This is a genomic window from Varibaculum cambriense DSM 15806 (assembly GCF_000420065.1).
In the GTDB taxonomy this organism is placed as follows: Bacteria; Actinomycetota; Actinomycetes; order Actinomycetales; family Actinomycetaceae; genus Varibaculum; species Varibaculum cambriense.
This window is the reverse complement of sequence record NZ_ATUF01000002.1, coordinates 199,511-223,800: the sequence shown is the minus strand read 5'-3', so window position 1 is coordinate 223,800 and position 24,290 is coordinate 199,511. Positions and strand designations below refer to the sequence as shown.

General features: G+C 55.3%; 26 protein-coding genes. 25 read left to right on the top strand and 1 reads right to left on the bottom strand.

Translation table 11 applies throughout. The features are described 5' to 3' along the window. Nucleotides 1-48: 48 nt before the first annotated feature. The 18 genes from ftsY to F605_RS0101045 all read left to right on the top strand — a co-directional run bounded on the left by ftsY (nt 49) and on the right by F605_RS0101045 (nt 17,113). Entirely contained in the window at nt 49-1,374 is a 1,326-nt protein-coding gene (gene ftsY, locus F605_RS09160; protein ID WP_022864079.1) for a signal recognition particle-docking protein FtsY, read from the top strand. 35 nt (nt 1,375-1,409) lie between these two features. Beyond that, a complete protein-coding gene (gene ffh / locus F605_RS0101125) occupies nt 1,410-2,996 on the top strand; it encodes a signal recognition particle protein (RefSeq protein WP_022864078.1) in 1,587 nt (528 codons plus the stop codon). Continuing rightward, nucleotides 2,993-4,111, top strand: a complete 1,119-nt coding sequence (locus F605_RS0101120; RefSeq protein ID WP_022864077.1) for an amidohydrolase family protein — start codon at nt 2,993-2,995, stop codon at nt 4,109-4,111. The genes ffh and F605_RS0101120 overlap by 4 nt, the downstream gene beginning before the upstream one ends. Nucleotides 4,112-4,135: 24 nt before the next feature. Next, on the top strand, nt 4,136-5,188 hold the full coding sequence (locus F605_RS10820) for an inositol monophosphatase family protein (protein WP_022864076.1): 1,053 nt from the start codon (nt 4,136-4,138) through the stop codon (nt 5,186-5,188). Nucleotides 5,189-5,478: 290 nt separating this feature from the next. Continuing rightward, nucleotides 5,479-5,970 carry a 30S ribosomal protein S16 gene (gene rpsP, locus F605_RS0101110; protein WP_022864075.1) on the top strand — a complete coding sequence of 164 codons (492 nt, stop codon included), beginning with the start codon at nt 5,479-5,481 and terminating at the stop codon, nt 5,968-5,970. A 2-nt stretch (nt 5,971-5,972) separates the two neighbouring features. After that, nucleotides 5,973-6,221: an RNA-binding protein gene (locus F605_RS0101105; RefSeq protein ID WP_022864074.1), complete on the top strand. Its 249-nt coding sequence runs from the start codon at nt 5,973-5,975 to the stop codon at nt 6,219-6,221. A gap of 89 nt (nt 6,222-6,310) precedes the next feature. Further along, complete coding sequence (gene rimM / locus F605_RS0101100; protein WP_027723484.1) at nt 6,311-6,796, top strand: ribosome maturation factor RimM; 486 nt, start codon at nt 6,311-6,313, stop codon at nt 6,794-6,796. Between the two features lie 20 nt (nt 6,797-6,816). Next, nucleotides 6,817-8,211 (top strand): tRNA (guanosine(37)-N1)-methyltransferase TrmD, encoded by a 1,395-nt coding sequence (gene trmD / locus F605_RS09150; RefSeq protein ID WP_022864072.1) that lies wholly within the window; start codon nt 6,817-6,819, stop codon nt 8,209-8,211. 135 nt (nt 8,212-8,346) lie between these two features. Beyond that, nucleotides 8,347-8,697, top strand: coding sequence for a 50S ribosomal protein L19 (rplS, locus tag F605_RS0101090; protein ID WP_022864071.1), 351 nt, complete (start codon nt 8,347-8,349; stop codon nt 8,695-8,697). A 94-nt stretch (nt 8,698-8,791) separates the two neighbouring features. Continuing rightward, a complete protein-coding gene (gene lepB, locus F605_RS09145; protein ID WP_040765125.1) occupies nt 8,792-9,541 on the top strand; it encodes a signal peptidase I in 750 nt (249 codons plus the stop codon). A 1-nt stretch (nt 9,542) separates the two neighbouring features. Then, nucleotides 9,543-10,382: a ribonuclease HII gene (locus F605_RS09140; protein WP_081639083.1), complete on the top strand. Its 840-nt coding sequence runs from the start codon at nt 9,543-9,545 to the stop codon at nt 10,380-10,382. Continuing rightward, a complete protein-coding gene (locus F605_RS0101075; RefSeq protein WP_022864068.1) occupies nt 10,379-10,684 on the top strand; it encodes a DUF2469 domain-containing protein in 306 nt (101 codons plus the stop codon). The genes F605_RS09140 and F605_RS0101075 overlap by 4 nt, the downstream gene beginning before the upstream one ends. Before the next feature lie 108 nt (nt 10,685-10,792). Further along, nucleotides 10,793-11,356, top strand: coding sequence for a redoxin domain-containing protein (locus F605_RS0101070; protein WP_022864067.1), 564 nt, complete (start codon nt 10,793-10,795; stop codon nt 11,354-11,356). A gap of 2 nt (nt 11,357-11,358) precedes the next feature. Then, on the top strand, nt 11,359-12,915 hold the full coding sequence (gene ahpF, locus F605_RS0101065) for an alkyl hydroperoxide reductase subunit F (RefSeq protein WP_022864066.1): 1,557 nt from the start codon (nt 11,359-11,361) through the stop codon (nt 12,913-12,915). Between the two features lie 160 nt (nt 12,916-13,075). Beyond that, nucleotides 13,076-13,444 carry a YraN family protein gene (locus F605_RS0101060; protein ID WP_022864065.1) on the top strand — a complete coding sequence of 123 codons (369 nt, stop codon included), beginning with the start codon at nt 13,076-13,078 and terminating at the stop codon, nt 13,442-13,444. 1 nt (nt 13,445) lies between these two features. Then, nucleotides 13,446-14,999: a YifB family Mg chelatase-like AAA ATPase gene (locus F605_RS0101055; RefSeq protein ID WP_022864064.1), complete on the top strand. Its 1,554-nt coding sequence runs from the start codon at nt 13,446-13,448 to the stop codon at nt 14,997-14,999. Nucleotides 15,000-15,029: 30 nt separating this feature from the next. Next, nucleotides 15,030-16,199 (top strand): DNA-processing protein DprA, encoded by a 1,170-nt coding sequence (dprA, locus tag F605_RS09135; RefSeq protein WP_040765121.1) that lies wholly within the window; start codon nt 15,030-15,032, stop codon nt 16,197-16,199. Next, nucleotides 16,178-17,113: a tyrosine-type recombinase/integrase gene (locus tag F605_RS0101045; protein ID WP_022864062.1), complete on the top strand. Its 936-nt coding sequence runs from the start codon at nt 16,178-16,180 to the stop codon at nt 17,111-17,113. The genes dprA and F605_RS0101045 overlap by 22 nt, the downstream gene beginning before the upstream one ends. A gap of 153 nt (nt 17,114-17,266) precedes the next feature. On the opposite strand, the gene F605_RS0101040 is transcribed toward F605_RS0101045, so the two are convergent. Beyond that, on the bottom strand, nt 17,267-17,809 hold the full coding sequence (locus F605_RS0101040) for a M23 family metallopeptidase (RefSeq protein ID WP_022864061.1): 543 nt from the start codon (nt 17,807-17,809) through the stop codon (nt 17,267-17,269). A gap of 419 nt (nt 17,810-18,228) precedes the next feature. On the opposite strand from F605_RS0101040, the gene rpsB reads away from it, so the two are divergent. From rpsB to F605_RS0101005, 7 genes are all read left to right on the top strand, one after another. Continuing rightward, a complete protein-coding gene (rpsB, locus tag F605_RS0101035; RefSeq protein ID WP_022864060.1) occupies nt 18,229-19,110 on the top strand; it encodes a 30S ribosomal protein S2 in 882 nt (293 codons plus the stop codon). A gap of 34 nt (nt 19,111-19,144) precedes the next feature. Further along, nucleotides 19,145-19,981, top strand: coding sequence for a translation elongation factor Ts (gene tsf, locus F605_RS0101030; protein ID WP_022864059.1), 837 nt, complete (start codon nt 19,145-19,147; stop codon nt 19,979-19,981). A 222-nt stretch (nt 19,982-20,203) separates the two neighbouring features. Beyond that, nucleotides 20,204-20,902, top strand: coding sequence for a UMP kinase (pyrH, locus tag F605_RS0101025; RefSeq protein WP_051132098.1), 699 nt, complete (start codon nt 20,204-20,206; stop codon nt 20,900-20,902). 4 nt (nt 20,903-20,906) lie between these two features. After that, the gene (gene frr, locus F605_RS0101020; RefSeq protein WP_022864057.1) at nt 20,907-21,464 is read left to right on the top strand and encodes a ribosome recycling factor; all 558 of its coding nucleotides are present in this window, start codon (nt 20,907-20,909) and stop codon (nt 21,462-21,464) included. Continuing rightward, nucleotides 21,465-22,355, top strand: coding sequence for a phosphatidate cytidylyltransferase (locus tag F605_RS0101015; RefSeq protein ID WP_022864056.1), 891 nt, complete (start codon nt 21,465-21,467; stop codon nt 22,353-22,355). Nucleotides 22,356-22,493: 138 nt separating this feature from the next. Beyond that, nucleotides 22,494-23,702: a dual-specificity RNA methyltransferase RlmN gene (rlmN, locus tag F605_RS0101010; protein WP_027723479.1), complete on the top strand. Its 1,209-nt coding sequence runs from the start codon at nt 22,494-22,496 to the stop codon at nt 23,700-23,702. Further along, the gene (locus tag F605_RS0101005) at nt 23,695-24,246 is read left to right on the top strand and encodes a DivIVA domain-containing protein (protein WP_022864054.1); all 552 of its coding nucleotides are present in this window, start codon (nt 23,695-23,697) and stop codon (nt 24,244-24,246) included. Before rlmN ends, F605_RS0101005 begins: the two co-directional genes overlap by 8 nt. Nucleotides 24,247-24,290 lie beyond the last annotated feature (44 nt).

The following is a 24,290-nucleotide window of genomic DNA, read 5'->3' as shown; positions in this document are numbered from 1 at the left end:
TAAGCTGGCTAATATGACCTAGACGCGCCAATAGGTGACAATAGGGATATGGATTTTCTTTTTACTCCCCTCGGGATTGTGGTTGTAGTTCTAGTTCTGGCGTTAGTGGGAACTGGCGGCGCGCTGGCGGCGCGCTCGGCGAAAGCTAAGAAGCAGCTAGAGGCCTCTAAAGCAAAACAACTGGAAGCCGCTGCCGGTGAAACTGGTGAAAAGGAAGCAGGTTCCGCAGCTGCAGAGCTGGAAACTGAAGCAGCTGACCAGGTTAAAGAAGCTGAAGTTGCCGCTGAAGAGAGCGCGGACACGGTAGCTGAAGAGGACGCGGTTGCAGAGCCTAAAGCTATGGAGTCGGAATCACCAGCCGCGGAACCGAGTGAAGCTTCTGCTCGGGAAGAGGAACTATCGCTGGCTGCCCCAGAGCAAGAAAGTTCCCCAGGTGCCCTCGAAACCCCCGAACCTGCCCAAGGGCGCATGCAGCGCCTGCGTTCCCGCCTGGCTAAATCAGGTTCCTTCGGCAAAATGCTGCTCGGGGTGCTCGGTCGCGGGGATCTGAGCGCCGAGGATTGGGAAGAAATAGAAGATACTTTGCTGCTGGCAGACTTAGGGATTGCTGCCACCGACGAATTGATGGAAGAACTACGCACCCAGGCGAAAGTGTTGGGCACCTCCGATCCGGAGAAAATCCGGGAGATTCTGCGCGCAAAACTGATTGAGCTGGTAAACCCGGATCTAGATCGCAGCTTGCACCTAGAGCAGGCCGATGGATCTAAGCCCGGGATCGTCCTCGCCGTAGGCGTAAATGGCACCGGGAAAACTACCACCGTCGGCAAGATTGCCCGGATTTTGGTGGCAGAAAATAAGTCGGTAGTGCTGGGAGCAGCCGATACTTTCCGGGCAGCCGCCGCTGACCAGCTAGAAACCTGGGCAAACCGGGTTGGGGTGGAAGTGGTACGCTCCGATAAAGAGGGCGCCGACCCGGCTTCGGTAGCTTTCGACGCCGTGAAATATGCGAAAGATAAAGACCTGGATGTGGTGCTGGTAGATACCGCAGGACGTCTGCAGAATAAAGCCGGTTTGATGGACGAGCTAGGCAAAGTGAAACGGGTGATTGAAAAGAGCGCCCCGGTGACTGAGACCCTGCTAGTTCTAGATGCCACCACCGGGCAAAACGGGATGCAACAGGCAAAAGTGTTCTCCGAAGTAGTCGATATCAGCGGCATTGTACTCACCAAGCTCGATGGGACGGCTCGGGGCGGAATCGTGGTCAGCGTACAACGCGAACTATCTGTTCCGGTCAAGCTGGTCGGTCTCGGGGAAGGGCCAGATGATTTGGCGCCTTTCGTACCCGAAGACTTCGTTGACGCGCTGCTGAAGTAAACTAGACGGCGAAACTATTTCCAGGAGGAAACACTTTGTTCAATAGCCTGTCTGATCGCCTAGCCGATTCCTTTAAGCGTCTGCGCTCTAAAGGTTTGCTGACCGAGGCGGATGTTGACGCTACCGTCTCCGAGATTCGGCGTGCCTTGCTAGAGGCCGACGTTGCGCTGCCGGTAGTTCGCCAGTTCACCAAAGCGGTGCGGCAAAAAGCCTATGGGGCAGCGCGTTCAAAAGCGCTTAATCCCGGCCAGCAGGTAGTCAAGATTGTTCACGAGGAACTGGTAGAGGTCCTGGGCGGAGAGACCCGGGAACTACATTATGCGAAGCGCGGGCCTTCCGTGTTCATGTTGGCCGGTCTGCAAGGTGCTGGTAAGACAACCCTCGCGGGGAAACTCGGCAAGTGGCTGCGGGAAGAGGAAGGCAGACGCGTCCTCCTGGCTGCCTGTGACCTGCAGCGTCCCGGTGCGGTTACCCAGCTAAAGATCGTGGCCGAAAAGGCCGGGGTAGATATTCACGCCCCCGCAGCCGGGGACGGACAGGGCGATCCGGTCGAGGTCGCACGTTCGGGATTAAATCTGGCGATTACCGAGGGATATGACGTAATCATTGTCGATACCGCCGGACGCCTGGGCGTTGACGAAGAAATGATGCGCCAGGCACGCGATATTCGCGACGCGGTTAATCCTCACGAGATTCTATTCGTCCTGGACGCCATGGTGGGCCAAGACGCAGTGCAAACCTCGATTGCTTTCCGCGATGGGGTGGGATTTACCGGGGTAGTGCTCTCCAAACTCGATGGTGACGCTCGCGGCGGGGCGGCGCTTTCGGTACGCGGGGTAACCGGGCAACCGATTCTCTTTGCCTCTACTGGCGAAAACTTAGGTGATTTCGAACGATTCCATGCCGAACGGATGGCCGGACGCATCCTCGATATGGGCGATATGCTCACCCTCATCGAGCAGGCGCAAAAAACCTATGACCAAAAAGAAGCTGAAGAGCTGGCCCGCAAGATGCAGAAAGGGCAGTTCACCCTGACTGACTTTATGGCGCAGCTGCAGCAGCTCCGCAAGATGGGGTCGATGAAGAAACTGATGGGCATGCTGCCCGGCATGAATCAGTACCGCGACCAGTTGGATGCCTTCGATGAAAAGAGTATCGACCGGATTGAAGCCATCGTAAACTCTATGACCCCGGCAGAACGCGATGATCTGTCCCTGCTGAATGGTTCGCGCCGCGCCCGGATTGCGCGCGGTTCTGGCACCACCGTTACCGAGATAAATGGGCTGGTAGAGCGGTTTACGCAGGCTTCGAAAATGATGAAACGCATGTCCAATGGGGGAGGCATCCCCGGGATGCCCGCTATGCCCGGGATGCCGGGCGGACGCGGGGGCGCCACCAAGAAGCAGCGGAAGGCCGGTAAGAAGAATCGCCGCAAGTTCGGCAACCCGGCAAAGCAAAAACAGTGGGAAGCTCAGCAAGCCGCTAAGAGCGAGGAAACGGCTCCGGCACCTGCTGCCGGTAGCGCTTTCGGGATGGGAGTTGCCCAACCTGCAGCCCCAGCGGCTGCTCCCACTTTGGATGACTTGCCCGATGACTTGAAACGGATGTTGGGTCAGCGATGAAGCTGCTGAGCGGCAATTTTTATTACCGCGAGGAAGCTAGGCAGGCTCCGCGCTGGGTGCGGGGGCAGTTATCGATTACCGAGGATGGATACTTCGGGGAATTTACAGCAGCTGACAACGCTGGTGGCGACTATTTTCTGCCCGGATTTTGCGATGTGCATTGCCATATTGGGTTTGCGGCGGTAGGGCAAATAGCCACCCCACAAGAAGCCTTAGCGCAGGCGCAGGCGGATCGAGACTGCGGAATTTTAGCGATTCGTGACTGCGGAAACTTGGAATATGCCTCTGGGATTTTAGACAATCCGGCGCTGCCACCGATTATTCGCTGCGGCCGCCATATTGCGCGCCCTAAACGTTATATGCGTCTGCTGCCGATAGAGGTGGAGAACCTGGGTGATTTACCGCAGGTGATGGCTAAGCAAGCAGAGCAAAGTGACGGCTGGGTAAAAATTGTGGCCGACTGGATTGACCGCTCCCAGGGGGCGGACTCAGATTTGGATCCCCTGTGGCCCACCGAGATTTTGCAGGAAGGAATCGCGGCCGCGCATCAGGCTGGGGCGCGAGTAACCGCGCACGCATTTTCCCATAAAGCAATCGCGGGCTTGCTAGAAGCCGGGATTGACTGCATTGAGCATGGCAGTGGGATCGATGAAGAGCAGGCGCAAGAATGTGTTCGCCGGGGGATTCCCGTTACCCCCACTTTGCTGCAAGTTGAGCTGTTTAAGCAGTTCGCCGCGCAGGCGGGTAAGAAATATCCAGTCTATGCGACAACTATGCAGCAAATGTGGGAGCAGCGGCGCGAACACTTTGCGATGCTGCACGCCGCGGGAGTGCAACTACTGCCCGGCACTGATTCCGGTGGTTATCAGCCGCATGGCGAGTTGGGACGGGAACTGGCGCTGTGGGAACGCGGCGGGGTTTCCCCTCGCGAGATTATTGATTTAGCGACCTGGCATGCCCGCGACTATCTGAGGATTGGTGCTATTGAACCGGGAGCCCGCGCCGACTACCTGCGCTATTCCTCTAATCCGGCTGACGATCTAGTGCGGGCAACTAAACCCGAAAAAGTGGCGTTACTCGGGCAAGAGTTTTACCCCGCAGCTACGGTTAACTAGGACTAATAGCCTAAAAGGATAATAATGGAAGCTATGAAAACTTCGGGAATGAGCCTTGACCACGCACTGATGATAATCGCGGGGGAGGCCGCACAGCAGGTAGGGGTTTACCTGCGTAATGCCTTTCGCGCGCCCCTAGAAGTGTTCTTAAAAGCCGGCATTCACGATCCGGTCACTATCCATGACCGCTACGTGGAAGCTAGGTTGCAGTACCTACTGGGAAGCGCAGTTCCAGGATCCCGGATTTTGGGGGAGGAAACCGGGGAGCACGTCCTCGAGAAAGAAAAAGTGGCTGCCGCCGGGGCATTAACCTTGGAGCAAGTCCAGCGCGCCAGCTGGGAAGGGTCGCCGCGCCCCGGGGTAGAGCCGATTTTGATCGACGAATTCGCTTGGGAACAAGCTATTGCCGAACAACGCGAGGACGCCCCGGGAGCGGGGGAACTGGCGGAAGCCCAAGAGCTAGTAAAAGACTTGGGAAAGCGAGTACGTTGGATTGTGGATCCCATTGATGGTACCGCCAACTTCGCGTCCGGAGTATCCTATTTCAACACCTCTATCGGGGTAGAACTAGACGGAAAGCCGGTGGCGGGGGTGATTTATGTGCCCTATACTCGCGAACTTTTTATCGCGGATTCCCAGAAAGCAACTCTGTATGAAAGAGAACGTGCAACCGAGATGCACGCCGATAATGCCCACGCTGAAAACGAAGGCATCATTACCGGGTATTTCCCTTTCCGAGATCAAGATCCACGGCGGGTCGAAAAATCCTGGCAATTGGCCAGCCGGCTAGCTAATGCCTATGCGACAGTCCATTCTCCCGGTGCCGGAGCCTTGGATTTGGCGCAGGTAGCCGCAGGACATACCGCAGTGGCCTTTGGAACCGCCATGAGACCGTGGGATGTGGCTGCCGGTATTCACCTGGTGCGGGTGGCCGGGGGGCAGGTGCATACCTGTGAAACTCCCCGTAACCGGGAAGATCCGGAACATTTGCGGGGCGCCTTTGTAGCTAGCTCCCGCGATTTAGATCCGGTTACGGCGCGCGCGGCGGTAGAACAGTTCCTACGTTCTTTCAGGTAGGACTATTGCGGCTTTAACCAGGACGTGGCGCGGGAAAATATAATTCTCCGGGGTTTTCGCGGACTTTTCCTGCCTCCCGGATTAAAACCGGTGTGAATCTGCTCAAAGATGCCTAATAGCAGGCTTTTAAAGTGGAAACTATCCGCTAAGTTCTGGCAGAATAGCTAGTTGTACCGGGCCAAAACACCCCCTCTCTGTGTGGCGGCCTTGTCTCGAGAGCTTGATCCAGGTCGAATCCCACCGGCTAGGGCGGGCGCTCAGCAGTCAATAGAACAGGAGAAACCACAAAAGTGGCAGTTCGTATTCGTTTAAAGCGTATTGGTAAGATTCACTACCCGGTGTACCGGGTGGTAGTGGTAGACAGCCGCAAGAAACGCGACGGCCGGGTAATCGAAGAGGTTGGACAGTACAACCCCAACGAAGAGCCGTCCTTTATTCAGGTCAAGTCTGACCGTATCCAGTACTGGCTCGGCGTAGGGGCGCAGCCCTCCGACGCAGTTCGCCGGTTGCTGGTGCTTTCGGGGGATATTGCCCGTTTCAACGGTAAAGAAAACGTGGAAAGCTGGATTAAGACCAAAGAAACTCTCACCGCCGACCAGGCTCGCGAAAAGAACGTGAAGGCCGCCGCCGACGAGGCGCAAAAGCGTAAAGCCAAGGTCAGCGAAGAAAAAGCTAAGGCTGAGGCAGAAGCGGCAGCTAAAGAAGCCGAGGAAGCAAAAGCCAAGGAAGCGGCAGAATCTGCGGAAGCTGAAGAAGCTGCTCCCGAGAGTGAGGAAGCCTAAACATGTTGGCGGATGCGCTAGAACATCTAGTTAGTGGAATTGTCGATCACCCGGACGATGTACGGGTGGATGAACGCAATATGCGGCGCGGCAAACTGCTAGAGGTGCGGGTTAATCCGCAGGATCTCGGACGCGTAATCGGCCGGGGAGGTCGCACCGCGCGGGCACTGCGCAAAGTTATGGGTGCGCTATCTACTCGCGGTCCGGTTCGAGTTGATGTAGTCGACACGGATCGCCGTTCGCGCCGCTAGAGACGACTTTTAAAGGCGAGCCCCATGAGGATTCATGGGGCTCGCGCTTTATCTGCAGGTATATTCTGGGGATGAATCTGGGGGAGAAAATGGATTTGGTAAAAGTTGGGCAGGTAGGTCCCGCGCGTGGCCTTAAAGGAGAGGTACTAGTACGTCCCTTTACCGACTATCCCGCCGAACGTTTCCAAGCGGGGGCAACTCTTACTACCGCCGCTGGGGAAGAATGGACAGTGGCTTCCTATCGGGAAATAAAAAATCGCTGCTGCCTGACTTTTTCCCATATCACTACCCGGGAGGGCGCCGAGGATATTCGGGGGACCGAACTTTTTGCCCCCGAGACTTCCCGCGAGGATGAATACTCACCTATGCAGTTAGAGGGGTTAACGGTCAGCAGTGCCGAGGGAGAAACCCTGGGGGAGTGCACCGGGCTAGAGATCGGGGGATTCCAAGATCGCCTGCAGGTAACTACCGCCGCCGGCCAGCTGGTAGAAGTACCTTTTGTGAAAGCCTTAGTTACCGGGATTGACCTGGAAAATGGAGTAATCACCGTGGATGCCCCCGCGGGACTGTTTTAAGGTAGCGGAAAGGCACCCCGATGCGGATAGATATTATTTCGATTTTCCCCCAGTTCTTTGATTGCTTAGATGTTTCCCTTATGGGTAAAGCCCGCTCCAGCGGGATTTTACAAACCCAGGTTTGGGACCTGCGGGACTGGACCGAAGATGTCCATCGCACGGTGGATCGCGCCCCCGCGGGCGGGGGCGCGGGGATGGTAATGAAACCCGATGTGTGGGGCAAAGCCCTTGATCAGGTGATTGAACAGGCTGGTGCCACTAAAACAGTGCTGGCGATTCCTACCCCTTCGGGTATTCCGCTCACTCAAAGGCAGGTGCGCGATTTAGCCGCAAACACCGATCATCTGGTGGTGGCCTGCGGGCGCTATGAAGGTATCGACCAGCGAGTCAGCCAGTACTATCAGCAGTTACCCAGCGTTGAGGTACTGCCTTTTTCTCTGGGAGACTATGTACTAAACGGTGGGGAAGTAGCCGCCGTGGCCCTGGTAGAAGCCACCTGTCGCCTCCTGGAAGGCTTCGTGGGCAACCCCAATTCCTTGGTGGAAGAATCCTATGAACTGTCCGGCTTGTTAGAGTATCCCGCCTATACGCAGCCGGCTACCTGGCGCGGCCTGGATATCCCTGCGGTTTTGCTCAGCGGGGATCACCAGAAAGTTAAAAGTTGGCGCCGCCAGCAATCCCTAATGTTAACTGCCAAGCGGCGTCCCGATTTGATCTGGGAAATAGAGCGCGGCGCCCTCGAAAAATCTGATCGTGAAATCCTGGCTGCTCAGGGATTCCTGCCTGCTCCCTATAGCCAGCGGGTGCGCTTTCGCCGGGCGCAGCCGGGAGAAGCTGCCGCCTGTTCAGCTATAGCTTCCCGCTTATTCCCGCAGGCCTGTCCGGATTATTTACCCGCAGATGCCATTAAGCGCTTCATAGAAGAAGAACTTAGCGAGCCGGCTTTTAAAGCTTATCTAGCCGATCCAGGAACTTTAATCCTCTTGGCAGAAGTGGCCCCCGGTACTCCCGGGCAAGAGGAAACTACCTGGGAAACCGCCGGCTATACCCTGACCCACGTGGGCGATCCCGGATTTTTACCCCCCGAAGAAAACCTGGTGAAAGTAGCGGGAGAAAACTGTGCCTACCTTTCTAAATGCTATCTGGACCGGCGTTGGCGCGGCTCGGGGCTCGCAGGCGCCCTGCTTGAAGTAACCCATGCTTACCTGCAAGAGCGCTTTCCGCATCTCACCAAGATTGGCTTAGGGGCTAACCAGGGGAACCGGCGGGCGTTAAAGTTTTACCGCCACCACGGTTACCGCAAATGCGGGCGCCGCACCTTCCTAGTGGGGGGAATCGAAAACCAAGATCTCATCGCGGTTAGGGATTTCACAGCCCACCAAGTTCCGTCTTGGGCGCAAAACGTGGCACAATAAGCAAGGTTGTATAAGTAGGCTGCGAAACCTGCCGCAGGGGGCCGCAAATGCCGCTTAGCAATGCTAGATACGCCGGCTAGACCGGCCCGATAGCTGACGTTACCTGCGGAACGAAAGCAATATGAGGAAACTACATTGAACATCATCGATGAGATTAACCAAAAGAGCCAGCGCTCGGATCTGCCTGATTTCCGCGCCGGAGACACCGTAAAAGTAAACGTACGGGTTACCGAAGGCGGAAACACTCGTATTCAGGTATTCCAGGGGGTAGTAATCGCCCGCCACGGCAAGAAACAACCGAATGCTACTTTCACCGTACGTAAAGTTAGCTTCGGAATCGGGGTAGAACGTACCTTCCCGGTAAACTCGCCGACTATCGAATCTTTAGAGGTAGTAACCCGCGGCGATGTGCGTCGCGCTAAACTCTACTACCTGCGTGAACGTCACGGGAAAGCGGCTCGCATTAAAGAGCGTCGCGACTCCTAATCACGCTATTTGTCAATCGGCTCTGCCTGTAGGCAGAGCCGATTCGCTATATATGGCATGATGGAAATGTTGATTGATGGTGGGAGATAAACGTATGAAAGATGCGCGAGAGACAAACGATTTAGGGCTGTCGGGGACAGGTTCCCCCGCCCCTAGTGGTCGGCGCGCACGTAAGGCTCCCTCCAAATGGTGGCTGATGCTTCGAGAAACTCTAATGATGGTGATAGTAGCGCTAGCTATCTCCGCGATTATCAAAGCTTTCTTACTGCAAGCCTTCCAAATTCCTTCCTCTTCGATGGAACAAACTCTGCAAATCAACGACCGGATTATCGTTTCCAAACTAGTTCCCGAATATCGTCAACTTAACCGCGGGGACGTAATCGTTTTCCAAGATGACGATAACTGGCTGAAACGCAATGCGGACACCCCGAGTCCCTCCCTGCTAGGGAAGTTACTGACTTGGGTAGGTCTGCGCCCCGACGACTCCCAAAATCACCTAGTGAAACGGATTGTAGGCCTGCCCGGGGATCGGGTGCAATGCTGCGACACCAACGGCCGGCTAAAAGTTAACGGAGTCAGCGTAGACGAAAGCGGGTATATCAACCCCGGAAGCGCTCCCTCGTTAATCAAATTCGATGTGACTGTGCCCACCGGAAAACTTTGGGTGATGGGCGATAACCGCTCCAACTCTGAGGACTCGCGTTTCCACATGAAAGAACCCTCCCAGGGATTCGTTTCCCTGGATCAAGTTACCGGACGGGCGTTCGCTATTATGTGGCCGATAAACCACCTGTCGACAATTAAGAACACTGACGCCTTCGCCGCGGTTCCGCCCGCTCCCTAAAATGACCACCGTACCTTCCCGTGACCTGGAACTATCTCTCCTCAAAGATGCGGGGGATCGTTATGGGGCAGGCACAGCTCTGCCAGCTTCGACATCTCAAGTCCCGGCCTGGCAAATGTGCTGCGTTGGCGGTATTGACGAGGTCGGCCGCGGGGCAATCGCCGGGCCGCTAGCGGTGGGGGTAGCCGTAATTGATGGTACCGAGGGGGCGCCTCCCGCTGGTTTAACCGACTCAAAACAGTTAACTCCCCGGCGGCGCGAAGCCATGTTTGACGAGCTTTCTGTCTGGCCAGCAGCCTGGGCAGTCGGAATGGCCAGTGCCGAAGAAATCGATCAAGAAGGGCTGACCCCGGCCTTGCGGCTCGCTGCCTTCCGCGCCCTAGCAGCATTGGAGGAAAAGGGATTTTCTCCGCGATTGCTGCTCCTAGATGGCAGCTTTGACTATCTATCCGCCCCCACGGATTTATTTGCGGCCGCTAGTGTAGACCAGTCAGCATCCGCGGCGAGCACGTCCTCGCCAACAGAAATCCCCCGGGAAGTCACTACCGTAGTAAAGGGAGATGGCAAATCGGTAGTTATCGCCGCTGCCTCCGTGCTAGCAAAAGTTACTCGAGATAGACTAATGAGCGACCTATCCGATCCCGGATATGGTTGGGCAAAAAACAAGGGATATGCGTCCGCGCAGCATCTGCAGGCAATCGCGCAAATGGGACTAGAAATCGATCATCGTCTCAGTTGGCATTTGCAGGGGGTATCCTCCGCATCCTTAGCGAAAGCCTGGCGTGCTCGCCGCGAAAACCGGGCGCAGCCTCCGCTAGTTTTCAGTAGTCAGAAGGGATGACATTGGGCATTGAAGATCTAGAGGCGTACGAGAATCATCAGGAGCTTGCCCTGTTTCGTGAATACCGCGACGTGGTTTCCATCTTCAAATACGTAGTGGAAACCGATCGTCGTTTCTACCTGGCGAACCAGGTAGATGTGCAGATGCACAACAATGGTGGGGATGTTTTCTTTGAAGTAACTTTGCAAGATGCCTGGGTATGGGACATTTATCGTCCTTCCCGCTTTGTTAATCGGGTAAAGGTTTACTCTTTTAAAGATATTAACGTCGAAAAGCTGCCCGAATCGGAAATAACTATCTAGAACACCTGTCCGCTTTAGGCATTTACCTAACCGGGGTAGCAGGTGGCTGTTACCATATAAGAGAACTACTAGACAGCTAACGATGGTTAAAGGCGAAAGAGGCTGACAGTGTCCAAAATCAATACTGTAGCACCGGACTGGTCCGGGATAGCGTTCTACAATGACTCCTTTGTCGATGTATCCAGTGAAGATTACCGCGATAAATGGGCGATTGTTTTCTTCTACCCGGCAGATTTTTCCTATGTTTGTCCTACCGAACTAGAGGATCTGGCTGACAATTACGCCCAGCTACAGCGGATGGGAGTGGAGGTCTACTCGGTTTCTACCGACAAGCATCATTCCCATAAGGCCTGGCACAACAGCTCGAAACGGATTCAAAAGATTTCTTTCCCCATGGTGGCTGATCCTACCGGCAAAATCTCGCGTGCCTTCGGATCCTTGGATGAAGAGTCCGGGTGCGCCTATCGCTGTACTTTCCTGATTGACCCCAGTGGGATTATTCAATACGTAGAAACCACTTCCGATGCAGTCGGACGCAGCGCGGGAGAACTGCTGCGGAAAGTGCGGGCGGCTCAGTATATTTACGACCACCCGGATGAAGTCTGCCCCGCGAACTGGGATTTGGGTGAAAGTACTATTACCCCGACCTTTGATCTCTCCGGGAAGCTATAAACATGTTAGAAGAAAAGATACTTGACCAGGTAAAACAAGTTATCGGGTTGATTAAATACCCGATTGAGCTGGCTACCTCGCTTGATTACAGTGAACATTCCAAGCAGACTTCCGAGATTTTGCACCAGATTGCGGGATTATCGGACTTGATCCAGGTCAAGTGGGAAGAAAATCCCCGCAAACCTTCCTTTGCGATCCGGCGCGTTGATTCCGATATCAGCGTTCGTTTCGCGGGGGTGCCGACCGGAACCGAGTTCAACAGTTTCGTCTTGGCGTTGCTGCAGGTAGGCGGGCATCCGGTGAAAGCAGATGCGGATATTATTGCCGCGATTAAAGAGATTTACGAGCCCACCGAGTTCACCACTTATGTTTCGCTTTCCTGTATGAACTGCCCGGATGTGGTACAGGCCTTAAATGCGATGGCGGTGCTGAATCCCCTGATTAAACACACTACCGTGGATGGGGGAACTTTCTGGGAAGAATTCGAGCATCACCACCTGCAGTCAGTTCCCACAGTGATTAAAGATGGAGAAGTCTTCCTGCAGGGCCGAGTAACCCTCGAGCAAATCGTCTCCAAGATCGGTCGGGGAATGACCGGGCTGCGACTCAAGCGGTTGAATGCCTTGGAGCCCTTTGATGTGCTCGTAGTCGGGGGTGGCCCTGGAGGCACTGCCGCGGCAGTTTATGCTGCGCGCAAACAGTTGCGGGTCGGGATGGTGGCCGACCGGATCGGCGGGCAAGTCTTAGAAAGCGGACAGATCGAGAACCTGATTACCCTCGAGCGGGTGCAACCGGAAGAGCTAACTAAGACTTTCCAGGCTAACCTGCGTGATTACGCGGTGGAGCAGATCAGTGGAATTCGGATAGAAAAAATTGGGGATCGGGGCGAGGACGGCCTGTTCCCGGTCATTACCGAGGGTGGGGCGGTGCTGCGGGCACGCGCGGTAGTGATCAGTGTTGGAACCAATTTCAGACGCCTAGATATTCCCGGAGAAGAACAATACTTAAACCGAGGGGTCACTTTCTGTCCTCACTGCGATGGCCCACTATTTGCTGATCGGAAAGTTGCGGTCATGGGCGGGGGAAACTCTGCGCTAGAAGCGGCAATTGACTTAGCGGCTTTGGCACGAGAAGTTACCGTGATTGACCTAGCAGACCAGCTGAAAGCCGATAAGGTATTGGTCGACCGCTTGCAGGCACTGCCTAATACTAAAGTTGTTAATTCTGCCAAAGCCACCAAGGTGCTGGGGGATGGACATCGGGTTACCGGTCTGGAATATCGTGACGCCGCGGGTCAGACGCATGAATTGCAAATGGATGGCATCTTTGTACAGATCGGCTCGATTCCCAACACCGATTGGTTGCAAGAAACGGTGCAGCTAGAAGACGGCTACATCAAGGTAGATAACCGGGGTGCTACCTCGGTGCCGGGGATTTTTGCGGCCGGGGATTGTACCAATACTCCCCATAAGCAAATTGTGATTGCCTTGGGGGCCGGCGCTAATGCGGCTCTGGGAGCTTTTGACTACCTGATCCGCAGCCCGGAACAAACAGACTAGCTTTATTGGATCCAATTTAGAGGACTAGTATCCGCGTCCTTCCTGGGATTTACCGGCTGACCTGGCGGGTTTGCTTGTCCCCAGGGAAGCTAGTTTTTCGTTTTCCTTGACCGCACAATTAAAAGTTTAGTTCCCGGCTGCTGCGGGCAACCCTTAAGGAATGGGAACAAAAAACCGCGAAATCGGTGCGGCCGGGGAGGCTCTGGCCGCCCGCATGCTGACAGAGAGCGGATATCAAATAATCGAGCGCAACTGGCGGTGTCGCTTCGGGGAACTCGATATTATCTGCCGGGATCCTCAATCTGCACGGCTAGTTTTCGCGGAGGTAAAAACCCGAACTACCCGGCAATATGGGGGCGCAAAGCGGGGAATAGGGCGCGAAAAGTATAGGCGCCTGCGTCAGTTAGTTAGCCTGTGGCTCAGCAGTCATCCTCAGGCGCGAGCCGGCAGCGGAGTGCGCATCGATATGATTGCGATCGACGCTTCCCAGGGAAAAGTGCCGGTGATTACCCACTGTCGGGGCATTTAAAATGCCCCAAATCGGAACCTGTTTTGCCCTCGGAATGGTGGGATTAAGCGGCCACCTGATTAAAGTCGAAGCCCACCACACCCAAGGATTACCAGCATTTGCACTGGTGGGACTGCCGGATGCTTCACTTAGAGAATCCCGGTCGCGGGTGGAGGCCGCGATTGCTTCTACGGGTCTGTGTTGGGAGCCCACCCGGTTGACAGTTAATCTTTCACCCGCGGAATTGCCCAAGACGGGCTCCGGTTTCGATTTACCGATTGCGCTGGCAGTAGTGGCTTCGCGGTATGCCGGGGTGCAAAAACGGGCAGCCGGAATGGTGTTTTGTGGAGAGCTGGGCCTGGACGGACGGGTCTACCGGGTAAAAGGAATCTTGCCCCAGGTTTTGGCGGCACGGCGTGCTGGTTTCAAGAAAGTGATGGTGGCGTCCGAAGCGGTCGCGGAGGCCTCGCTGATTGACGGAATAGAAATTATCGGGGTATCGCACCTGGTAGAGGCATTGCTGTATTTGGGGATGCGGAAAATGAAAGCGCGGGTAGCAGAAGTAAAAGCCAGAGCAACCCCCGTTTCACGGGAGTTAGTGCCAGAATCCGTCCCCGAGGATCCCCCCGACTTACAGGAGGTACGGGGCGCGTTTCTGGCGCGGCAAGCATTGGAAATTGCGGCTGCCGGGGGACATCACCTGAGTTTTATTGGGGTTCCGGGAGCGGGAAAAACCATGTTGGCGCGCTGCCTGCCGGGGATTTTGCCACCCTTAAATGATGAAGAAGCCCTAGAAGTAACTTCTATTCACTCCTTGGCAGGTACCTTCCTACCTGCTAACGGGTTGATGCACTATCCGCCGTTTATCGCTCCGCATCATTCTGCCACCTTGCCGGCGCTAATCGGCGGAGGAAGTGGCATCGCCACGCCGGGCGCAATTTCCTTAGCGCACCACGGCGTCCTCTTCCTAGATGAAGCCCCCGAATTTCAAACCCGCAGCTTGGATGCTTTAAGACAACCTTTAGAAACCTCAAAAATCACGGTACATCGCTCCCGGGCGGTGACTAGTTTTCCGGCTGCTTTCCAGCTGGTGATTGCGGCTAATCCCTGTCCTTGCGGAATGTGGGGGCAGCTAGGAGAAGAATGTAAATGTACCCCCTATCAGCGGGTACGTTATTTAGCTAAGCTTTCTGGTCCGCTTATGGATCGCATCGACCTGCAGTGCCAGGTAGGTCGTCCCAAAATAACGGATTTAACCACTACCGAGGTGCCAGAAAGCAGCAAAACTGTCCGTGAGCGCGTATTAGCGGCGCGCCAACGCGCGCAGCGGCGCTGGAAAGACCAGGGTGTCGTCCTCAATGCGCGGATCCCGAGCCGAGTGTTGAAGCACACGCTGGATGCAGCTACTAAAGAGCGTCTAGACCGGCTAGTGGGGGCGGGGCGAATTTCCATGCGGGGAGCTGAGCGGATTTGCCGGGTAGCCTGGACCGTTGCCGATCTACACGGTCGGGACAAACCCAGCCGGGAAGATTTTGGGTTGGCATATTCGCTCAAGAATTCGCAGCGTCCCCATTAGGAGGTTTCTACCGTGGAAAGAGAGGTAAATATGGATGATAACTACCAGTACCAGCTGGCCTGTGCCAGTTGGTCTCAGCTAACTGAGGCGGGGGATTCGGCAGCGGATTTACTGCTTAATGAGCTCGGGCCGGTTGCCGCGTTAAAAATTGCTCGGCGTGCCGCGGGAGATGATCCCGGGCGCTGGCACACCTATTTGCCGGTAGAACTATTGCGGCGCACCGGCGCCGATAAATGGGATCAGAGTTTTGCCCGCTGGCGAAGCCGCCTGGAAGCACTCGACCTCCCCGCCCTAGAAAAGCTGCTGGCAAAGGGGCGTTTTAAGTTAGTTACTCGCCGCGATCCCGATTGGCCAGCAGCCTTTAATAACCTTAGTGATGCTCCCTGGGCACTATGGGCGATTGGGGATACCTCCCTTATGAACCAGGAAAGCAATAAAACCGTGGCGATGGTGGGGGCGCGCGCAGTTTCCGCCCTCGGCCACGATATTGCTACCGAACTTGCCTGGCGCTGCGCCGGAGAGGGGATGACCTTAGTTTCTGGGGGTGCCTACGGGGTGGACTGCCTGGTTCACCAGGCATGTTTGCGAGCCCAAACGCCTACCATCAGTCTGCTGGCCGGAGGACTTGATCGTCCCTATCCGGCGGCAAATAGCGACATGTTTAAACGGATTAGCAGCAGCGGCCTGTTGCTCAGTCAATACCCTCCCGGGGCGCGTCCCACCCGGTGGCGTTTCTTAGATCGCAATCGTCTAATTGCGGCACTAGCAGGGGCAACCGTAGTGGTTCAGGCAGGTTTTCGTTCCGGAGCGTTAAATACTGCCCGGCACGCGATAGAGCTAGGCCGGCAGGTAGGGGCAGTGCCTGGACCAATTAACCAACCCGAATGGGCAGGTTCCAATCAACTAATCAGAGACGGCGCTACTTTGATTACTGGTGCCCAGGACGTCCTGGAAATGGTTGCGCCCCTGGGAACGGTAAATACTGAAAGAGGCCGCGTAGAAAGCGGTTACCTGGATGGTTTGGATCCGTTGAGCGGGCGGATTCTGGATGCTACTCCGCTGCGTAGTCCCGCGAGCTTAGAGGCAATTGCGCGTGCCAGCGGAGCAGCTATCGAGGAAGTAGCCGCAGTAATGGGTAACCTGGAAATGGAGGGACGAGTGATACAGATAGCCGGCAAATGGAAAAAGACGGGGGTCTAAGAATGCGAGCAGCGAAGCGGGGGGAAGTGCTCGAAGATTATCGCCACTACCTAAAATATGCGAAATCGTTTTCTCCGGCCTCGATTAAAGCTTATCTGGCAGATCTGCGTGGGTGGCTGGACCATTGCCAGATCAAAGAAGAGCAATCTATTCTGCCGGCCTGCACGGTGCTGGCAGCGCGTAACTGGTTAGCCCAGCTGCGTGCGGAAGGGCAATCCAACACCACGATTGCCCGCAAAATAGCTGCCTTGCGTGCCTTCTCGAAATGGGCGAAACAAAATCAAGTGGTGGAAACGGATTTTGCGAAGCAACTGCGTACCCCGAAAACTGCGAAGAACCTGCCCCACCTACTATCGGTTGACCAAGCAAAACAACTGCTTTCCTGGTGTGAAAGCCAAACAACATCTGATGCGGTCATGGCGCGGGATTGGGCGATTTTCGAATTGATTTATGCTACGGGGGCGCGAGTGGGAGAAATATGTGCCCTACTTCCGGCAGATATTGATTTTGAATCTCGCACCGTGTGCCTGTGGGGTAAAGGATCTAAAGAGCGAATAGTCCCATTTAGTCCTCAAGCCGCTAAAGCCCTCCGCTTTTACTTGCAGAGGGCGCGGGGCGAACTTCAAAAGTCGCCGCCTGCTGACGCCCTCTTTTTAGGAGCCCAGGGGGGAGCAGTTTCGGAAAGAATCGTGCGGGCACGCCTGCACCGCGCCTGTGCCTTGGCGGGAGTACCCGACTTAGGGCCTCACGGCCTGCGTCACTCCATGGCTTCCCATATGTTGGAGGGCGGAGCAGACCTGCGGGTAATCCAAGAAATGTTAGGACACTCGGCACTGTCTACTACCCAGCGCTATACCCATGTGGATGCGCAGCGGATAATCGGCGCCTACCAGCAGGCCTTCCCCCGCGCCTAGACTGTTAAAGTGTTTCGTTTAACTGTAAATGGAGGAATGTGGCCGGTACGCAAGCGGGAGAGGTCGCGAATAAGTAGCTGTAGGTAGCGGCCTGATATCTGCAGTTACCAGTACACCTAGACGCGGAAATCCGCGTCTTAAACCCACCCCTGCTTAGGGATCAGGGAGCAAGCGAATCGGTCCCAGGATGAGCAGCAGGGGATTTAGGTAGTGGTAATCATCGATTTTTGCCCCAAAATGCAAACCCGGGTGCCCTGCCTGAAGGATTCCAATCTTTTGGCCAGCTGCCACCGTTGCTCCCACCACTAAATCACTTTTGACCGGGGTATAGGTGGTGCGAATCAACTCCGAATGTTTAATCGAGATGCTGGGACTGCCCGCAATAGTTCCCACAAAAAATACGGTTCCCTCTCGCGCACTATAAACCTCACTGCCTGCCGAAAGCTCCAAATCAACTCCGCGGTGACCACTTCCCCAGGGGGATGCTGGCGGGTTGAAAGGACGCAAAATTTTGACGGGAGCGTGACTGGGCCAATGATAGAACCCGATTTCGCCAGAAAGCTGCCGCAGATCTACCAGCTGGGCGTTACTAGCCGGGCGAACAGTAGCCGGAACTGACGGAGCAGGACCAAACGCCAGTAAACAAATAGCGGATAACGCCGCTAAGAGCAGCAGCGGAGGAGAAGAACGCTTCACAGCTTCTAGCCTGGACGCGGTAAGAACTGGCGGAAACTCTCAAATAAGCTAGGAAGGAAAACCGGTAGACATCCGCCGGTGGGGATAGCTGGGAAAAGTAGAAATACCAGTAAGATTCGGGAAACTGTCAGCAGATTAACACTGTTCAGTGCCCTTTTCAGCTTGGGGTAGGCCGCTATTTCCCGCTAAGCTAGCTCTTAGCACCTGGCTTGCCAGGTGACTTCGCGTACGACTACCAGCCTAGCTGGGTCACGCTGGCTTCGGTCCTGTTTTCCGGTGGCTAGGTTTCGGGTCAAACCCGAAACTACCTCCATCAGTGAAAACGGGTGTCAGCGGACGTCGTGCCAGGAACCGAATTGAAACCGTAAGCGGGGCGATAGCCCCAAAACGCGTGCGCCTTTGCGCACTGAAAGGAAGTCATGGCGGTAGTAACCATGTCTGAGCTGCTGAAGAGCGGCGTACACTTTGGACATCAAACTCGGCGTTGGAACCCCAAGATGAAACCCTTCATCTTGACTGATCGCAACGGTATTTATGTAATCGATTTGGCGCAGTCTCTCGATGGTATTAATCGCGCCTACGATTTCGTGCGGCAGACCGTGCTGCGCGGGGGAAATATCCTCTTTGTCGGCACCAAGAAGCAAGCCCAAGACTCCATTGCCGAGCAGGCCGAGCGGGTAGGGATGCCCTATGTTAACCAGCGCTGGTTGGGTGGCATGCTGACCAACTTCGGTACGGTACACAAGCGCTTGCAGCGTCTGCGCGAACTAGAACAAATCGACTTCGATGATGTTGCCGGTTCTGGACGCACTAAGAAAGAACTGTTGATGATGAGCCGCGAGAAAGACAAGCTTTCCCGCACTCTGGGTGGTATCCGCGATATGGCGCGTATCCCCTCCGCCGTCTGGATCGTTGACACCAATAAAGAACACTTGGCAGTAGCTGAAGCCAATAAACTAAATATCCCGATCGTGGCGATCTTGGACACCAACTGTGATCCGGATGAGATCGAGTTCGGGATTCCCGGCAATGATGACGCTATCCGCTCGGTAGCCCTGCTTACCCGGATTATTGCCGATGCCTGCGCCGATGGCTTGATTGCGCGCTCGCAAAAAGCGGCCGCTAAGAAAGAAGCTAGCGAAGAAGGGGCTTCCTCCAGTGAAGAAGCCGCTCCGGCCAGCGAAGAACCCTTGGCCGATTGGGAACGGGAACTGCTAGAAGGTACCGCAAAGAGCGAAGAGGGCGAAGAAAAGAAAGCCGAAGAGCCGGCAGCCCCCGCCGAAGCAGAAAAGTCTGAATAATCCGCTAAGGATCGTTAACGAGAGGAACATACTTATGGCTATTTCGATGCAAGACATTAAGGAACTGCGCGAATTGACCGGCGCAGGTCTGATGGAAGTTAAGAAGGCACTGGAAGAAGCAAACGGCGATAAAGACGCAGCCGTAAAAGCGATCCGTTTAGCGGGTAAGAAATCCCTAGCTAAGCGGGAAGATCGTTCTACTGCCAATGGTCTAGTAATGGCGAAAGTACTGGACACCGCGGACGGACAGGCCGGCGTGATGGTAGAGCTGAACTCCGAAACTGACTTTGTGGGCAAGTCCCCCAAGTTCGTGGAGGCCGCCGAAGAAATCATGCAGGCACTGGTCGACAGCGGGGTAAGCACTCGCGACGAGCTGCTAGCTGCTAAATGTGGTGAAGGTACCGTTAAGGACAAGGTCGAGGAAATCGGCGCCCTCTTCTCTGAAAACATTGTTTTGGGGAAGGTAACCCGGATTGAGGGCGAGGCTGTAACCAGCTACCTGCACTACTCCTCCGCGGATCTGCCAGCGCAGGTCGGGGTATTGGTAGCCACCGATAAGGCGGGCGCCGAAGTTGCACACGATATTGCGCTGCATATCGCCGCTTACAGCCCCCGTTTCATTGATCGCGAGGAAGTTCCCCAGGCTGAAATGGATAAGGAACGCGAAACTCTGCGGGAAATGACCCTCAAAGAGGGCAAACCGGAAAAGATCGTTGACAAGATCGTGGAAGGCCGGATGGGCTCGTTCTACAAAGACAACTGCCTGCTCGACCAGGATTTTGCGAAAGATCCCAAGAAGTCGGTAGGACAGATCGTGAAAGCTTCGGGTGGGAAAGTTACTGCTTTCGCTCGCTTCCACGTAGGCTCTTAAGCATATAAAGAGGTGGCCTCAGGAAAATAAAATCCTGAGGCCACCTCTTTATATCCAGTCGGTAAAAATAGATTTGCTCCAATAACAACAAGATCTCGGGGAGAAGCACCCCAGGTTCAGTGCTTCGGGTTAAGGTAGTAACAGGCGTGCTGCCCGCAAGGAAACAACAATATTAAGGGGATAAGGGTGAACCAGAAAGTCGGAAGTAAACAACGCAGAGTGATGCTGAAAGTATCCGGCGAAGTCTTTGGGGGCGGACAGGTCGGCATGGATCTGGACGTAATCAACTCGGTAGCTCACCAGATTGGGGCGGCAGTCGAGCAAGGAGTCCAAGTCGCAGTGGTAGTCGGCGGCGGAAACTTTTTCCGGGGAGCAGAACTATCCCAGCGCGGTCTTGATCGGGCGCGTGCCGACTATATGGGAATGCTCGGAACGGTAATGAACTCCCTGGCCTTGCAGGATCTGCTAGAACAGGCAGGCGTAACCACTCGGGTGCAGACCGCGATCACTATGGGGCAAATCGCTGAACCCTATATCCCCTTAAAGGCAGTACGCCATATGGAGAAAGGTCGAGTAGTGATCTTCGGTGCCGGATCGGGATTACCGTTCTTTTCTACCGACACCGTGAGCGCCCAGCGCGCCCTCGAAACCCATTGCCAAGAGCTGTTAGTAGGTAAAAACGGGGTTGATGGGGTTTATAGTGCAGACCCGAAGAGCGATCCCACTGCCACCCGCTTTGACCACCTTACCTACCAAGAAGCCTTACAGAAGGAACTGAAGGTTATGGATGCCACTGCTTTCAGCCTCTGTATGGATAACCACCTAAATACGCGGGTATTTGGAATGTCTGAGCCCGGCAGCGTTACTTCAGCGCTGCTAGGTGAGACAATCGGTACATTAGTTTCTGCTGACAAGGAGTAACCAAGTGATTGACGATATTCTGCTCGAAGCCGAGGACAAGATGGAAAAAGCCATCGAGTTTTCCCGGGAAGAGTTCACCGCGATTCGCACCGGGCGAGCCAATGCCGCCATGTTCAACCCAATTTTGGTGGAGTACTATGGGGCGCCTACGCCCTTGCAGCAACTGGCTACCATTAATATCCCGGAGCCGCGCACCGTGCTGATCGCCCCCTATGATAAGTCCTCTACCAACGACGTCATCAAGGCAGTGCGGGACAGCGACCTGGGAGTTAACCCCACCGATGAAGGCAACCATATCCGGGTGACCCTTCCGGAACTTACTGAGGAGCGCCGCCGGGACTACGTGAAACTAGCGGGACAAAAGGCCGAGGAAGGGCGGGTTACCATTCGCGGTATTCGCCGTAAAGCTATGGATCAGCTGGGCAAGCTCAAGAAAGATGGCGAGGCCGGCGAGGACGAAGTGGCACGCGCCGAAAAAGAAATCGAAGCTTTAACTAAGAAACAGGTAGACGCTATGGATGCCCTGTTGGAAGCCAAAGAAAAAGAACTAATGGAGATGTAGTTGAATCCTCATCCCCCCGCCGGACGCGAGGGATCTGCGTCTTTAATGAACCCAGAACCTACCCAGAATCCTCCCGCAAAACCGAAAAAGTCGCGGGCAGGACGTAACCTACCCGCCTCAATTGCGGTAGGGGTAGGCCTTGGCGTCTTGGCGTTAGCGATGCTGCTGGCACCACCGGTATTTTTCTTGGTGTTCATTATGGTAGTGGCAGTGATGGCGGAAGTGGAAATGGCGACCGCCGTATCCCGGATTAAAGTCAAACTATGTTTGCCGCCCCTAGTGGTAGGCAGTATCGGGATGCTGCTATGCGCCTACCTGCTCGGACCCGAGGGGGTATGGGCGGCGCTACTAGCTACTTTGATCGCCTGCGCTATCTGGCGTCTGAGCAGTGGTCCTTCCAAGCATGCCACCCGTGACCTGCTGGTGACTAGTTTTGTCGCCATCTATCTGCCGTTCTTGGCCTCGTTCGTGGTGATTATGCTGCATAATCCGCATCATCCTGCCCCGATTATCGTGTGGATAGTGATCACCATCTGTAACGATATTGGGGGCTACGCGGCGGGGGCGCTTAAAGGCAAGCACCCCATGGCTCCAGCGGTGTCTCCGGCCAAATCTTGGGAAGGGTTCGCCGGTTCGGTAGTGATGTGCACGGTGGCCGCTGCAATCGCGGTTTGGGTGACCGGAACTCCGCTTTGGGCAATCGGGGTGCTGGGGGTTCTGACTCCTATTATTGCCACCTGTGGTGATTTAGGAGAATCCCTGATTAAACGGGATTTGCAGCTAAAAGACATGGGTAACTTACTGCCGGGTCATGGCGGAGTAATGGATCGTCTGGACTCGCTGCTAATCACCGTGCCTCTGTTTTTCCTAGTGTCCCTGGGGATCTTTTAGGGGGCGCGAAAAATATAAATGGCAAAGCTAAAGCAACCCGGATCGGGTGAGAAGCGGAAACCCAGCAGAGGGCGTACACCTTTTAAGGGCGCTGCCTCTGCCAGTAATACTACTGGCTCCGCTGGTGATAAAGAGTTGATGCGCCGCGCTAAGCCCCGGCGCGATCCTGCCCAAGTAATGCCCACCGATCAAGCCCCCGAGGGTGCTAGCAGCCCGGATGCGCGTCCGGTATTGCGTTTTCAAGCAACTAGACGAGCCAAACCGCAGGCGCATCTGGCCGATTTTGACCTGGCGGGACGCAAACAGTTGCTAAAAGAGGCCGGTTTTCCAGCTTTTCGCGCCGACCAGTTATCGCGTCACTATTTCACCCACCTGACTACCGATCCCCAGGTAATGTCGGATCTGCCCGCTAAAGGACGAGAAGAACTCACGGATCTGGCTTTTCCGCCGCTAGTTGAACAAGTAGTGGTGCGCAGCGGTGACCAAGGGATGACCCGCAAATACCTCTGGCGGCTTTTTGACGGCGCCGAAGTCGAATCAGTGCTAATGCGCTACCCCTCCCGCGCTACCCTCTGTATTTCTTGCGAGGTGGGATGCGGAATGGCCTGCCCATTTTGTGCTACCGGACAGATGGGGCTGACCCGCAATCTTTCTACCGCCGAAATCGTGGAACAGGTGCGCCTGGCACGTAAAGCCTGTGAAGAGGGCGAACTGGGCGGGGATCCCTGCCACCTCTCCAATGTGGTGTTTATGGGGATGGGCGAGCCAATGGTGAACTATCGGGCAGTACTGGGCGCGGTGCGCCGCCTGATAGCTGATCCGCCGGAAGGATTCGGGATGTCGGCGCGGGGAATCACGGTTTCCACGGTGGGACTAGTGCCGGGAATCAAAAAACTCACGGCAGAAAAAATCCCGGTCACCTTGGCGATTTCACTACATGCCCCCGATGATGAACTGCGTGACCAACTGATTCCTTTGAACTCGCGCTTTAAAGTCAGTGAACTGCTAGATGCGGCTTACGAATATTTTCAAGCTACCGGCAGGCGGGTCTCCATCGAATACGCCCTGATTAAGAATATGAATGATCAAGCCTGGAGGGCGGGGCTGCTGGCAGATTTGCTGAATGCCCGCGGACGCGGCTGGGCACATGTGAACCCAATTCCGCTAAATCCCACTCCCGGATCGATCTGGACGGCGAGTGAATCCCGCGTCCAAGCAGAATTTGTGGATACTCTGGAAAGTAAAGGTATCACTACCACTATCCGTGATACCCGCGGACAGGATATTGACGGAGCATGTGGCCAATTGGCAACTAAATCTATGAAGGAGAGGCTGGGAAGTGAGTGAGACCAATTTCCCGCGAGCCGGTTTTTTTACCCGCGGATATGACCCGTCCCAAGTAGACGAGTTTTTTGCTGATGCCCGCAAGGCCTATGAGGGTGGGGTGCCGGCGGAAAAGTTTTCGGCTGCCCAGGTGCGGGGTGCCCATTTTGACCTGGTACGACGCGGCTATCAAACTAGCGCGATCGACCAGGCGATGGATCGCCTAGAGGCCGCCTTCGTGCGCCGGGATCGCGCCGATAACGTGGCAGTTAACGGTTCCCAAGCCTGGATGGAGCGGGTGGCGCAGCGGGCAACCACTCTCTATCCGCGGATGCTACGTCCGCGGGGCAAACGCTTCGCCCACCCGGACGGTAAAGGCTATGACGCGGTACAGGTAGACGAGCTGCTTGACCGGCTGGCACAGTATTTCGATTCGGACGAGGGGATTACTTCTGCCGAGATTCGCAACGCCACTTTCAAAACCGCTAAGAATGAAAAAGCTTATAAAGAGGGCGTAGTCGACGCCTATCTCTCGCGCGCAGTAGAAGTCCTGCTCGCGGTGGAATAAGCATTTAAGTTCGGCTACCAGCCAGCAAAATATTTTTCAATCGG

Bases quoted from the DNA above. Each gene is read 5' to 3' on its own strand.
- F605_RS0101055 (WP_022864064.1), top strand. From the start codon at position 13,446: ATGCCCCAAATCGGAACCTGTTTTGCCCTCGGAATGGTGGGATTAAGC.
- rimM (WP_027723484.1), top strand. From the start codon at position 6,311: ATGGATTTGGTAAAAGTTGGGCAGGTAGGTCCCGCGCGTGGCCTTAAA.
- pyrH (WP_051132098.1), top strand. From the start codon at position 20,204: ATGCTGAAAGTATCCGGCGAAGTCTTTGGGGGCGGACAGGTCGGCATG.
- ftsY (WP_022864079.1), top strand. From the start codon at position 49: ATGGATTTTCTTTTTACTCCCCTCGGGATTGTGGTTGTAGTTCTAGTT.
- trmD (WP_022864072.1), top strand. From the start codon at position 6,817: ATGCGGATAGATATTATTTCGATTTTCCCCCAGTTCTTTGATTGCTTA.
- dprA (WP_040765121.1), top strand. From the start codon at position 15,030: ATGGATGATAACTACCAGTACCAGCTGGCCTGTGCCAGTTGGTCTCAG.
- F605_RS10820 (WP_022864076.1), top strand. From the start codon at position 4,136: ATGGAAGCTATGAAAACTTCGGGAATGAGCCTTGACCACGCACTGATG.
- tsf (WP_022864059.1), top strand. From the start codon at position 19,145: ATGGCTATTTCGATGCAAGACATTAAGGAACTGCGCGAATTGACCGGC.
- F605_RS0101075 (WP_022864068.1), top strand. From the start codon at position 10,379: ATGACATTGGGCATTGAAGATCTAGAGGCGTACGAGAATCATCAGGAG.
- F605_RS09140 (WP_081639083.1), top strand. From the start codon at position 9,543: ATGACCACCGTACCTTCCCGTGACCTGGAACTATCTCTCCTCAAAGAT.
- lepB (WP_040765125.1), top strand. From the start codon at position 8,792: ATGAAAGATGCGCGAGAGACAAACGATTTAGGGCTGTCGGGGACAGGT.
- rlmN (WP_027723479.1), top strand. From the start codon at position 22,494: ATGCGCCGCGCTAAGCCCCGGCGCGATCCTGCCCAAGTAATGCCCACC.
- F605_RS0101045 (WP_022864062.1), top strand. From the start codon at position 16,178: ATGGAAAAAGACGGGGGTCTAAGAATGCGAGCAGCGAAGCGGGGGGAA.
- rpsB (WP_022864060.1), top strand. From the start codon at position 18,229: ATGGCGGTAGTAACCATGTCTGAGCTGCTGAAGAGCGGCGTACACTTT.
- F605_RS0101105 (WP_022864074.1), top strand. From the start codon at position 5,973: ATGTTGGCGGATGCGCTAGAACATCTAGTTAGTGGAATTGTCGATCAC.
- F605_RS0101120 (WP_022864077.1), top strand. From the start codon at position 2,993: ATGAAGCTGCTGAGCGGCAATTTTTATTACCGCGAGGAAGCTAGGCAG.
- F605_RS0101060 (WP_022864065.1), top strand. From the start codon at position 13,076: ATGGGAACAAAAAACCGCGAAATCGGTGCGGCCGGGGAGGCTCTGGCC.
- ahpF (WP_022864066.1), top strand. From the start codon at position 11,359: ATGTTAGAAGAAAAGATACTTGACCAGGTAAAACAAGTTATCGGGTTG.